Here is a 12,878-nt window from a genome sequence, read left to right on the forward strand (position 1 = left end):
TTTTATTAATGCTGCAGCGCGCTTTTAGGCATTGGCTTCTGCTATAATTTTTAAGGAAAGGATGGATGCCAAATGGAAATTGTGCCGCTCAACGTGATCAGTACCTACAGTCTCCTGCAGAGTCCGCTGCGCCCGACTGAATTGGTTCAAGGAGCCAAAAGCAGGGGCTATCGGGCGGTTGCCTTGGCTGACTGGAACGTGATGTATGGGGCAATTGATTTTTATAATGCTGCCAAAGCCGCGGGCATTAAGCCTTTGCTGGGGTTGCGGCTGCATTTGAAAACCATGGCAATGACCACGCAGGGCTTGGAAGTTTTGTTTTTGGCCCGTACGCAGGCTGGCTACGTTAACCTGATGCAGCTGTCGACTTTAAAGCAGACGCGGGCACAGGGACGGTTTTTGACGCAGCAGGAGATCGAGCCGTTTTTAACGGACCTGGATCTGATTTTGCCTGCTCAGCCGCTGACGCTTGATCAAACGATGATCGACCAATGGCTGCCGGCGCTGATTGAAAAGACAACGCGGCATTGCTGGCTGGGGGTTGATCTGGAGCTTGATGCCATCCAGCGCGAACAGATCAGACAGACGGCGCGACACTATGCCGTTTCACTGGTAGCAGCCCCTAAAATCGAGTATCTGGAAAATGATGATGCCTTTGCGACCGATGTTTTAAGACATATTGATGAGGGGGCCAAAATGACCAACCCGTTTTTCCAGGCCCAGAATACGATCAGTCACGCCCTGCCAACCAAAGAACGGCTGCAGCAGGCCTTTTTGGATTCTGAATTTGAAGATGCGGCTGCTCAGACAGCGATCATCGCGCAGGAATGCAATGTTGAGATCAAGTTTCAAACGCCTATCCTGCCTAAGTTTCCGACGCCAAACCAGCAAAGCGCGGCCGATTATCTAAAGCAGCTCTGTTTGGCAGGACTGAAAAAGCGTCCATTGGCAGCTGGCTATTCGCCAACTGATTATGAGAAGCGTCTGCAGCGTGAACTGACCACGATTCATGAAATGGGCTTTGATGATTATTTTCTGATTGTCTGGGACGTCATGCGCTTTGCTCACCAAAAAAAGATGGCGACTGATCCAGGGCGTGGGTCGGCAGCTGGTTCGCTAGTGGCCTACGTGCTGGAGATTACTGAAGTCGATCCCCTGAAATACCAGCTGCTTTTCGAAAGGTTCTTAAATCCAGAACGAGCTCAGATGCCGGATATCGACTTGGACCTGCCAGATAATCGGCGTGATGAGGTTTTGCAATACGTTCATCAAAAGTATGGTCATGCCAGAGTTGCTCAGATCATTACCTTTGGGACGTTTGGTGCTAAGCAGGCCGTCAGAGACGTGGGCCGGGTTTTTGGCATGCCGGTCTATGCCATCGACGAACTGGCCAGAGCGATTCCCAACCTGCCTAAGATTACGCTACAGCAGGCACTAAACGAATCACGGGCGCTTAATAATCTGCTCAGTGATTCGGCGCAGAATGCACTTTTGATGAAAACGGCACTCCGCATTGAAGGACTGCCCAGACACTACTCGACGCACGCGGCTGGAGTCGTCTTGTCGCAAGCACCATTGAATCAGCTGGTTCCGTTGCAAAACGGCAGCGATGGCCTCTTAATGACGCAGTTTCCTAAAGACACGGTTGAGGCGCTGGGACTTTTGAAGATGGATTTCTTAGGCCTGCGCAATCTGTCAATCATGGATTCAGCCCTGCGTTTGATTGAAAAAAGCCAGCCTGACTTTGACCTGCATCAGATCAGTCTCAATGATCCACTGACTTTAAAGCTGTTTCAAAAGGGAGCAACCGAGGGAATCTTTCAGTTTGAGTCCAGCGGGATTCGTCAGGTCTTGATACGACTGCATCCAGAAAACTTTGAGATGATCGTAGCGGTCAATGCTTTATATCGTCCTGGTCCAATGGATAACATTGCCCATTTTATTGCACGTAAGGAAGGGCGTGAAAAGGTCACTTTGCCTGATCCTTCATTGGCATCGATTCTGGCACCGACTTATGGCATTCTGGTGTATCAAGAACAGGTAATGCAGCTGGCCGCTAAAATGGCGGGCTTCACTTTAGGACAGGCCGATCTGCTGCGCCGTGCCATGAGTAAGAAAAAAGCCGACGTGATGGAACGGATGCGGGGACGCTTTATTAACGGAGCAGTTGCCAATGGCTATTCCAGGCCGGTTGCCGAACAGGTTTTTGAATATATTGATCGGTTTGCCAATTACGGCTTCAACCGCTCACATGCCGTTGCCTACTCAATGATGGCTTTTGAAATGGCTTATCTTAAATGTCACTTTGCGCCGGCTTTTTTTGCCGCGCTTTTAAATGCTCACGCAGGATCAGAAAAGATGCGGACCTATTTTGAGGATGCCAAATCATTTGGCGTTGTCATTGCCGGTCCCAGCATCAACTTTAGTCAGGCTGATTTTAGTCTATATCAGGGGCGCGTCTTGTTTGGCCTGTCCATGATCAAGGGCGTGCGTCGTGATCTGATCAGCGAGATCCTCCTAAAAAGAAAGGATGGTCAGTTTGCCAGCCTGGCTGATTTTATCGGCCGCATTGATGTCAGATTTAGAAAGCCTGAGCTGATTGCGCCGCTGATCTATGCTGGTGCATTTGATCATTTGGGCAGCAATCGCGCTGAAATGATTGATGCTTTGGCTGACTTAATCGAGGGTGCCGAGTTCAACCAGGCGCTTTCAGGCAGCGATACTTTTCAAACGATGATTCCGGCTCGTTCTGAGTATCCATTGGCCCAGCGACTGGAAAAAGAGCATGAGTATCTGGGCGTCTATCTGTCAGGACACCCGGTCAGTCAGTATCGATCATTGGCTGGTCAGCTGCACGCGGTTACGGTCGCTCAGCTAAGAGAAGGAATGAACGCGACACTGATTCTTTATGTCAGCCGCGTTAAAACGATCAATACTAAAAAAACGCGTCAGCCGATGGCATTCGTCAGCGCTTCGGATGAAACGGGCAGCATTGAGGTAACGGTTTTTCCCAAACAGTTCCAGCGTTACCAAGAACTGATCGCTGCGCGCAATGTCTTGATTATCAGCGGCCGGGTGGAAAATCGCAACGGCAGTCTGCAGCTGCTGGCCAGTCGCATTCAATTGGCTTCTTCTGCTGGTGAGCGCGGATCGGCGCCAGCCGAGACCCGCTGGTTTCTGCAGCTGAAAAAGAGTGTGCTGACGCCGCGCTTGACCGCTCAGCTGCAGGAATTTATCGGCAGTCACCATGGCAACGTGCCGGTGATGGTCTACTATCCCGAAAAGCGGCAGACGCGTCTGCTTCCGCGCAGTCAGTGGCTCAGTGGGGATGAAGCAACTAAAAAAGGGCTGATTGATCTTTTGGGAGTCAGCAACGTGGTCTATCAATCCACGCCGTAAAACGGTTTGTCGCCAGCGTCAAAAATAATTAAAGTGTTAGCGTTTTCTTGATGTAATTAGTAAAGACAACGAATTTAAAAAGTGCTATGATAAGTGTTGTGCAAATGAGGTGCGCAATGGCGCAGTTTCTGCATTAATGCAAAGGAGAGATGTCACTTATGAAGAAAACCAAGATTGTAAGTACCCTTGGTCCTGCAAGTACTGATGTTGACACGATTGTAAAGCTGATCAATGCTGGTGCCAACATTTTCCGTTTCAACTTCTCACACGGTGATCACCCAGAACACCTGGGCCGGATGAACAATGTTAAGAAGGCTCAAGAAATCACCGGTAAGCACGTTGGTCTGATGCTGGACACTAAGGGTGCTGAAATTCGTACTACTGTTGAAAAAGACGGTAAGATCGAATTCAATGCTGGTGACAAGGTTCGTATCTCAATGGACGACTCCATTGAAGGTACGCACGAAAAGATTGCTGTTACCTACCCAGGTCTGTACGACGACGTTCACGTTGGTGGCCATGTTCTGTTTGATGACGGTCTGATCGACATGATCATCGACGAAAAGGACGAAGCCAACCACGAACTGGTCTGCACGGTTCAAAACCATGGTCTGCTGGGTTCACGCAAGGGTGTCAACGCACCTGGCGTTTCCATCAACCTGCCAGGTATCACGGAAAAGGACTCCAGCGACATTCGCTTTGGTCTGGAACAAGGTATCAACTACATTGCCGCTTCCTTCGTTCGTAAGCCAGAAGATATCGAAGACATTCGTGCACTGCTGAAGGAAAAGAACATGGAAGACGTTCAAATCTTCCCTAAGATCGAATCTCAAGAAGGTATCGACAACTTTGAAGCAATCATGGAAGTTGCTGATGGCCTGATGGTTCCACGTGGTGACATGGGTGTTGAAATCCCAGCTGAAAACGTGCCATTGGTACAAAAGAAGATGATTCGTCGCTGCAATGAAATGGGTAAGCCAGTTATCACGGCTACCCAAATGCTAGACTCCATGGAAGAAAACCCACGTCCAACGCGTGCCGAAGTTTCTGACGTTGCCAACGCAGTCTTTGATGGTACTGACGCAACGATGCTGTCTGGTGAAAGTGCCAACGGTGACTGGCCAGTAGAAGCCGTTTCTACGATGGCTCGTATCGATGTTAAGGCTGAAAACAACCTGGACCTGTTTGGTACGGAAACGTTCAACTTTGACAAGAGCGACGTTACGGAAACGATCGGTTCTGCAGTTGCCCAAGCTGCTAAGGACCTTGACATTAAGGTTATCGTAGCCGCTACTTCTTCAGGCTACACGGCCCGCATGATCTCCAAGTACCGTCCAAACGCCGACATTCTGGCTTTGACGTTTGATGAACGGACTGAACGCGGTCTGATGATCAACTGGGGTGTTCAACCATACGTTGTTGACAAGCCAGCTGACACTGATGAAATGTTTGCTCTGGCTGCTAAGAAGGCAGTTGAACTTGGTTTTGCCAAGTCGGGCGACAAGATCATCGTGGTTGCCGGTGTTCCTATGGGTACGCCAGGTGCAACCAACCTGATGCGGGTTGAAACGATCAAGTAATCTTGATTATTTCATCCTCAGAAACCGTCTGTCATTTGACAGACGGTTTTTTTACTCCTTTGCTTTTATTTTGTCCTAATATTATGTAAAATAAGCTAGATACCCAACTGAGAAAATTAAGGATGATAAAATGATAAATTCAGCACTTGGCAAAGTCGTCGATGCCGTAATGATCGACGAAAACGACCATGATTATTTCGTACAGCCAGCACGCAACGGCCAAACCTATCGCCTGCCCAAGGATGAAAGCCCACAGGTTCTGCATATTGGCGGTTCCGTTCGCGGCTTTGTCTATGAAAATGAAAACCACCAGCTGCAGATGACCTGCCAGCATATTCCAACGATTCAAGTCGATCATTATGACTTTGGGACGGTTGTCGGTGTTCGTCGCGACTTAGGCGTTTTTGTCGATATTGGTCTGCCCAATAAAGATATCGTCGTGTCACTGGATGATCTGCCAAGTCTTAAGCATCTATGGCCGCAAAAAGGCGACCGCTTGATGATGGCGCTTAAGGTTGACGAAAAAAATCGAATCTGGGGCCAGTTGGCAGATGAAGGCGTTTTTGAAGCCATCGCCAACCGCCCGGATCCCCGGATGAAAAACAAGGATGTCAAGGCAACGGTCTACCGCTTGAAGATGGCAGGGACGTTTGCTATTACCGATGACTACTGCCTAGGCTTTATTCACCCAAGCGAGCGGGATCAAGAGCCGCGGCTGGGTCAGCAGGTCTCGGCACGAGTAATCGGCCTATCCAGTCATGGCAGTCTTAACCTTTCGCTAAAGCCGCGTGCCTACCAGGCAATTGGCGAAGATGCTCAGATGCTTTTGGAAATGCTGCGCCGGACGCCAGATCATACGCTGCCATTTACTGATAAGAGCGATCCCGAGAAAATTCGTCAAGAGTTCGGCATCAGCAAGGGCCAGTTCAAGCGCGCGGTAGGACATCTTTTGAAAGCTCGGCTGGTCAGCATGGTTAATGGCAAGCTGATATTAATTAAGGATCCAGATGATGAATAATGAATAAAGCACCGCTGCAGCAAGCCGCTGCTGATTATATTGAACAGCTGCGCACTGAACGGCGGCTGGCCCAAAACACTATTGCCAGCTATCAGCGCGATCTCCAGGATGCCATCCGCTATCTGCAAGATGAGCATACAGATTGGCAGGAAGTTGATCAAACCGCGATTCTGGCTTTTTTGGATCAATTAAAAAAACAGGGCGTGGCTCAAGAAACCATCAATCGTCATATCGTTAGTCTGCGTCAGCTTTATAAGTTTTTGCGCCAGACGGGTCAAGTCGACAGTAATCCGTTGGCACAGCTGACGACCGCGGCAGCTCCGGCTAAGCCGACGCCGGTTTTATCTGCTGATCAGGCTGCCAGTCTTTTAAGCATCCCTAATGTCAAAAATCGGACTGGACTGCGTGATCGGGCAATCTTTGAACTGCTGTACGCAACCGGAATGCGAGTCAATGAGCTGCTGAGTTTAAAAATGGCTGACGTTGATCTTAATGCTCAGCTGGTCATGCCGCATGATCGCGCTGGGCGCAGGCGAGTCGTGCCAATCAGTGATACCTGCGGCAATTGGCTGAAGCGTTATGTAAGCGAGGCGCGGCTGGAATTGATGCGAGATGATACCGATATCTTCTTTTTGAATAATCGTGGACGAGCATTGACGCGGCAGGCAATCTGGCAAAAACTGCGGGCGGCTGGCAGCCAGGCGGGAATTGACTTAGACGTGACGCCAGATGTCTTACGGGCTACGTTTGCCCATGAGATGCTGGCTAATGGTGCCGATCTAAGAGCCGTACGAGTGATGCTTGGTCATCAGTCGCTAAGTACGACGGAACGCTATGCACCAACTGCCGACGTTCATTTGGCTGCCCAGTACCGTCAGTATCATCCGCGATCAGCTGACAGGGAGGGATAGATGATGCTGGTACCGTATCGTAAAGATTATCGCAAAATCATTCTGGGTATTTTGTCATTTATTCCAGGACTGCATGACTATGACCGCGTGGCTGAAGAAGTCGACTGGTCGTTAGGCGTCGGCAATCCGATCTATCTGTGGCAAAATGATGAGGATGGCGATTTTAGCGGCGCGGCAATTGTTGAATTGGGGCCAGAGTATGTCTTGATTCGGCGGATTTCTTTTCTGCCCAGTGAGCGTTCTGGCAAAAACGTCTATGCTTTTTTAACGGCCCTGCATCAGAAATATGCCAATCGTCGTTTGATGGGAACCATGGCAACGCAGCCTTTGATTACGAACTGGGAGAAGATGCATGAAAAACAATGAAAATCAGCTGCTGCAGCATCCTTATCAGCCCAACATCAAACTGGCTGACTTTGAAGGCCCGCTGGATCTGCTGCTGCACTTGATTCGGCAGTCAGAGATGGACATTTATGATATTCCGATTGCCGAGATCACTGGCCAATACATGCAGTATCTGCGCCAGATGCAGCGTCATCAGCTGGAAGTTGCCGGCGAGTATTTCGTTATGGCGGCAACTTTGATGGCCATCAAAAGTCAGATGCTTTTGCCCAAACCACCAGTGTCAGAAGATGAGGAACCGGTTGAAGAAGATCCGCGTGAGGAACTGGTTGAACAGCTGCTGGAGTATCAGCGCTATAAGCAGGCAGCAGAAAAGCTTAAGGATAAAGAAGCCTTTCGTCAAAAAGAGTTTACGCGCACGGCAATGGCAGTCCCGCCAGAATTCATCCATCCGCAGACAGCGCCAGGAACTACGATTGAACAGCTTAAGGAAGCCTTCGAGCAGGTTCTAAAAAAACATCAGTCGCTTGAACCAGAAACGGCTACCGTTGCACCAGAAAAAACCACCGTTGAGCAACGAATTCGCTTTGTCATGCAGCGTGTCAGCCAGGGTGCAGTTGCTTTTGAAGAGCTGTTTGCAGACCTAAAGACGCGTGATAATCTGGTAACGACTTTTCTGGCAGTCTTGGAACTGGCCAAGCATCGTCGCATTGTCTTGCATCAGGCAGCGCGTTTTGCTCCATTGATTCTGACGCCTGGAAAATTAAGTGAGGAAGATTAAGCTTGAATCCATTAGCTGAAATTGAAGGACTGCTGTTTATCAGCGGCGATGAAGGAATCTCACTGGGCGATCTGGCCAAGGTAACGGGCTATCTAAAACCCGCGATTTTGGAAATGATTGCCCAGCTCAAAGAAAAATACCAACAAGACGAAAACTGTGCCTTGACGCTTTTGGACAGCGACTCGGTTTATCGTTTGGCAACCAAGGCCCAGCTTGCAGACGTTATGCAGCATTATTTTGAGGAACCGCTGACGACGCCATTGACGCAGACGCTGTTAGAGGTCCTGGCCATTGTTGCCTATAAGCAGCCATTGACGCGGCTTGAGATTGACGAGATCCGCGGCGTGCAGAGCTCTGGTTCGCTGCAGAAACTGACGGCCCGCGGCTTGGTTGAGACGCATGGTCGGCTGGCAGTTCCGGGACGACCGTTTTTATACGTTACGACGCCGGCCTTTTTGGACTACTTTGGGCTGACGACTTTAGACGAGCTGCCAGAACTTGACAAGAATCTACAGCCAGAAGATCTGGATGGCGATATCTTTTTAAGAGCTCTGCAGTCACGACAAATGAGAAAGGAATCGTTAGAAAATGAAGATGGAAAGACTCCAAAAAGCAATGGCTGAGGCTGGAGTAGCCAGTCGGCGGGCTTCGGAAAAACTGATCGTCGAAGGTCACGTCAAGGTCAACGGCAAGCTGATCACCGAACTTGGCACCAAGGTCAGCTCCAGTGATCAGGTAACGGTTGATGGGGTACCGTTGGAGCGCGAGCAGCCGGAATATTATCTGCTTAACAAGCCCCGCGGCGTAATCACGTCAGCCCATGATGAGCACGGCCGCAAGACGGTGGTCGATATCTTAAAAGAAGGTGGCGTAACCGCGCGCATCTATCCGGTTGGCCGCTTGGACTACGATACGACCGGCGTTTTGCTTTTAACTAACGATGGTGCCTTGGCAAATAAGCTGATGCATCCCAGCTTCGAAATTGAAAAAACGTACGTTGCCAAGGTTAAGGGCTTGATTTCCAACCATGATCTGGAACAGCTGCGTCATGGCGTTGTAATTGACGGTAAAAAGACCAAGGAAGCCAAGCCCAAGCTTTTGAGCGTTGACAAGCAGCATCGCGTCTCAATCGTGCGCCTGACGATTCATGAAGGTCGTTATCATCAAGTCAAAAAGATGTTCAAGGCAGTTGGTCATCCAGTTGAAAAACTCACACGAGAAAGCGATGGCATTCTAAATCTTAAGGGGCTGCCTGGCGGTCAATGGCGTGAGCTGAAGATGGATGAGATCAATGCCTTAAAAAAACTGTAAACTTTTGATTGAAGACGCGGAATGATTATGCTATAGTTTAGTCGATCATGAAATTAATTTAATCATAGGTTTATCTTCAAGGCAGGGTGTGATTCCCGACCGGCGGTAAAAGCCCGCAACCCGATAACGGCCTTTGTTATCGGTGGAACCTGGCGCAATTCCAGGTGCCGACAGTATAGTCTGGTATGTAGAAGATTTTCGCTCAAACGAAAGCAATGTTTGCCGCAGATGAACCGTTTTCATCTGTGGTTTTTTGTTGGGCGATCAGCCCCGGAGATGACCTTCAATTATTAGGAGGTTTTAATCATGACAGTTTCTAGCATTCGTATTCAGCGCCTGGCCGGGATTGCCTGCTTGAGCGCATTGGCATTTGTTTTGATGATGCTGGAGTTTCCAATTATTCCAGTTGCGGCATACCTAAAGCTGGACTTTTCTGACGTGCCGGTATTATTGGGAACACTGATCTATGGACCGGTCAGCGGCATCATTATTGCAGCCGTCAAGTGCCTGATCCATGCCTTGGTCTATGGCTTTTCAATTGGCGAGCTTTTGGGCGTAGGCAGCGACTTTATTTCATCTTTGGCGCTGCTGCTGCCATTTGCGTGGGCGGCCAAGCGAACGTCGCTTAAGCCGGCACAGCGCTATCTGTTGGGAACCGGCGCGGGAATGCTGGTCTTAACGGTGGTCATGTCGCTTTTGAACTTGTGGGTCTTGACGCCGCTTTACATGAAGATCTGGGGCTGGAAGCCAACGATGCCGATTGCTTCCTTGGTGGCAATCGGGGTCGTTCCATTCAATATTATCAAGGGTCTGCTGGTTGGCGGGGTCTCCTCGCTGTTGGCAATGCGTCTTGCCAACTGGCTGGCTAAGCATCAAATGTAAGATTGATCAATAAAACGACTGTTAATGATGATCCGTGAACTGATTGCAATTGGCTTGCGTGGATCGATCAGCTGCAGTCGTTTTTTATTTTGGTGAAATTTCGTATAATTTGCATATAGTATTTCAAGGGAGGTGAAAAATTGAAGAGCTATTTTATTGAGATGTTGACCGATCAGCCCAGGAGAACGGCGGTTTTGCGCAATACCGTCAAAAACAAGCGGACCGTTGCAACTTTGTTTTGGGCTCGCGAATATGGCGTCTTAAAATGGCTGGGGGCCAATCCAAGACTCACGGTCAACGAATTTGAGCAATGGCTCGTTCAAATGCGGCAGGCTGGCCTGATCAAAGTGAATGATCAGACGGCTTGGCTTACTCCCAGCGGCATTGCTGAAAAAGAAAAATTTCTAAAAACGCATTATCAGCCGCGGTTTGGAAACTGGGCTTGGCTGGCGCGACCTGATCAGCTGGCACCACGCGTCTTGCTGGCAACGCAGGCGGTCAGTCAGTATGCCCACGGACAAAGGCATTACGTTCCCTTGAATCTGGCCCCGGCTGAGCTATATTTTGTCCGTCAGTGGTTTTATGGAAATCGAAATCGCATCGTTGACGACTGGGCATCAGAGCTGCAGCAGGCGGCCGCTGCTCTGGCCAAACTGGATGAAAGACTGGCCAAGCTGCTGGTGTTTTCTCTGCCTGGCTATCAAACGACCGGCTGGACGATTGATCAGGCAGCACAGGCTTTAAAAATCTCAGTCGATGAAGTCATGATCATGGAGCGGGATGTATGTCTGGGAATCGGCTATCTGGCAGCCAGTCAGCCGGCAGGTTTGTTAAGGAGTCTGCTGTATGATCATCTGCATGATACGCCGCTTAATCACAGTACCACGATTACTCTAAGAATGTTTGAACAGGGACTTTCGCTTGAACAGATCAGTCAAAAAAGACATTTGAAGCTGGGGACCATTCGCGAACATATCCTGGAAGCAGCAATCTTTATGCCAGGAGCGCTGCCACTGGATCGCCTGCTGACTCCAGCAAAAATCGACCAGCTGGCGGCGCAGTATCATGGCAAACCAGCCACCTGGGAATTTCTGCCGCCGATCATTGAGCCGCAATCACCAGCCGAAAAATTGCAAAACGAGCAGAGCTTCTTTGAGTACCGGCTCTTTCAGATTATTAAGGGAGGGGAGCGCAATGGATGAGCAGCGGCTGTATCAAACGCTGAAGCAGCAGTTTGGCTTTGATGAATTTCGACCAGGTCAAAAGGAAACGATTCAAGCCGTTTTGAATCAAAATGACGTCTTGGCGGTTCTGCCAACGGGGGCCGGCAAGACGCTGCTGTATCAGCTGCCAGCCTATCTGATGCCGGGCAGCGTCTTGATCGTTTCGCCGCTGATCTCTTTAATGCAGGATCAAGTCGACCGCCTGCGTCAGCATGGAGAGCGTCAAGTCGTGATGCTGAACGCTACTTTAACGGGCCGCTCGCGTCAGCAGGTCTTAAACCGGCTGGCGGCCTATCGCTTTATCTTCGCCTCGCCGGAAATTCTGGCTCAGCCCTCAATCAAGCATGCATTAAGAAAGTGCCGGATCAGTCTATTGGTAATTGATGAAGCACATTGCATCTCGCAGTGGGGGCCTGATTTTCGTCCTGAGTATCTGCTGTTAAAAGAAGTCAAAAACGATTTGAAGCGACCGCCAATCCTATTATTGACGGCCACTGCCACGCCGCGAGTTCAAAAGGATATTCTCCAAAAAATGGGGCTTGATGAAAAAAACGTCAAGCGGGTGATTCGCTCAGTCAATCGTCCCAATATCTTTTTGGCAGTCGATCAGGTTGAAAACGATCAGCAAAAGCGGCAGCGGCTGGCTAAATGGCTGCATGAGCTGGGTGGCGGCGGGATTATATATTTTTCCAGCCGCAAGCTGGCCAATGAGCTGTCAGACTGGCTGGGTGAAATGACTGGACTTGAGGTCGCGGCATATCACGCTGGCATCTCGGCAATTGATCGTTTTCGCATTCAACAGCAGTTCATGCAGGGCCAATTGCAGGTCGTTTGTGCTACCAGTGCTTTTGGCATGGGCATTGATAAAGACGATATTCGCTATGTGATTCACTATCATCTGCCTGGCAGTCTGGAAAGCTACGTGCAAGAGATCGGGCGGGCGGGTCGCAATCAAAAACCGGCCCTCGCGCTGTTGATGTATTCACCAGGCGATGAGCAGATTCAAAGACAGCTCAGTCAGATTGAACTGCCAAGTCAAGCAGTCGTGGAAAAAGTCCAGCAAAAAAAACTGCCGGGAAATGCGCTGGGGCCGCAAGCTGAATTGATTGAGTTTTATCTTAGCCATGGCTGGAATTATGCACGATTAACCACGATGCTCAAAAAAAGAGGTCGTCTGGTCAATCAGCAGCTGGCAGCCATGCTGAGCTACGTTAGTGAAAAAAAGTGTCGTCGTGCCAATATCATGCGTTATTTTGGCGAATTGCCGGTTGATTGTCCCAACTGCTGCGACTGTCACCAAAACGACTGGCGGCTGAGTGATCTTAAGCTGCCGGCGGCGTTGGATCCGGTCGTCAATGATCAGCTGAATTGGCAAAAACAGCTGCAGTTTCTGTTTGCCAAGGAATCGAAAACTAGCTAGACAGGCATGGC

11 protein-coding genes and 1 riboswitch are annotated in these 12,878 nt (G+C 49.7%); all 11 genes read left to right on the forward strand.

Annotated elements, in window-relative coordinates; genetic code table 11:
* Positions 1-72 precede the first annotated feature (72 nt).
* Positions 73-3,399 carry a DNA polymerase III subunit alpha gene (locus tag ABC765_RS04365; protein ID WP_347980806.1) on the forward strand — a complete coding sequence of 1,109 codons (3,327 nt, stop codon included), beginning with the start codon at positions 73-75 and terminating at the stop codon, positions 3,397-3,399.
* A 158-nt stretch (positions 3,400-3,557) separates the two neighbouring features.
* Complete coding sequence (gene pyk, locus ABC765_RS04370; RefSeq protein ID WP_347953098.1) at positions 3,558-4,979, forward strand: pyruvate kinase; 1,422 nt, start codon at positions 3,558-3,560, stop codon at positions 4,977-4,979.
* A gap of 133 nt (positions 4,980-5,112) precedes the next feature.
* The gene (locus tag ABC765_RS04375; protein ID WP_347953989.1) at positions 5,113-5,997 is read left to right on the forward strand and encodes a S1-like domain-containing RNA-binding protein; all 885 of its coding nucleotides are present in this window, start codon (positions 5,113-5,115) and stop codon (positions 5,995-5,997) included.
* Positions 5,997-6,908 carry a tyrosine-type recombinase/integrase gene (locus tag ABC765_RS04380; RefSeq protein ID WP_347980807.1) on the forward strand — a complete coding sequence of 304 codons (912 nt, stop codon included), beginning with the start codon at positions 5,997-5,999 and terminating at the stop codon, positions 6,906-6,908. Before ABC765_RS04375 ends, ABC765_RS04380 begins: the two co-directional genes overlap by 1 nt.
* Positions 6,909-7,274: a reductase gene (locus ABC765_RS04385; protein ID WP_347953100.1), complete on the forward strand. Its 366-nt coding sequence runs from the start codon at positions 6,909-6,911 to the stop codon at positions 7,272-7,274. It abuts the gene before it with no gap.
* Positions 7,261-8,031, forward strand: coding sequence for a segregation/condensation protein A (locus ABC765_RS04390; RefSeq protein ID WP_347980808.1), 771 nt, complete (start codon positions 7,261-7,263; stop codon positions 8,029-8,031). Before ABC765_RS04385 ends, ABC765_RS04390 begins: the two co-directional genes overlap by 14 nt.
* Positions 8,032-8,033: 2 nt before the next feature.
* Positions 8,034-8,654 carry an SMC-Scp complex subunit ScpB gene (scpB, locus tag ABC765_RS04395; protein ID WP_179944444.1) on the forward strand — a complete coding sequence of 207 codons (621 nt, stop codon included), beginning with the start codon at positions 8,034-8,036 and terminating at the stop codon, positions 8,652-8,654.
* Positions 8,626-9,342 carry a pseudouridine synthase gene (locus ABC765_RS04400; protein WP_347980928.1) on the forward strand — a complete coding sequence of 239 codons (717 nt, stop codon included), beginning with the start codon at positions 8,626-8,628 and terminating at the stop codon, positions 9,340-9,342. The genes scpB and ABC765_RS04400 overlap by 29 nt, the downstream gene beginning before the upstream one ends.
* A 68-nt stretch (positions 9,343-9,410) precedes the next feature.
* Positions 9,411-9,542, forward strand: a riboswitch (FMN riboswitch).
* 106 nt (positions 9,543-9,648) lie between these two features.
* Positions 9,649-10,224, forward strand: a complete 576-nt coding sequence (locus ABC765_RS04405; protein WP_302518520.1) for an ECF transporter S component — start codon at positions 9,649-9,651, stop codon at positions 10,222-10,224.
* 140 nt (positions 10,225-10,364) lie between these two features.
* Positions 10,365-11,426: a helix-turn-helix domain-containing protein gene (locus ABC765_RS04410; RefSeq protein ID WP_347980809.1), complete on the forward strand. Its 1,062-nt coding sequence runs from the start codon at positions 10,365-10,367 to the stop codon at positions 11,424-11,426.
* Positions 11,419-12,867 carry an ATP-dependent DNA helicase RecQ gene (locus ABC765_RS04415; RefSeq protein ID WP_347980810.1) on the forward strand — a complete coding sequence of 483 codons (1,449 nt, stop codon included), beginning with the start codon at positions 11,419-11,421 and terminating at the stop codon, positions 12,865-12,867. The genes ABC765_RS04410 and ABC765_RS04415 overlap by 8 nt, the downstream gene beginning before the upstream one ends.
* Positions 12,868-12,878: the final 11 nt, after the last annotated feature.

Source organism: Limosilactobacillus sp. WILCCON 0051 (genome assembly GCF_039955095.1).
GTDB lineage: Bacteria > Bacillota > Bacilli > Lactobacillales > Lactobacillaceae > Limosilactobacillus > Limosilactobacillus allomucosae.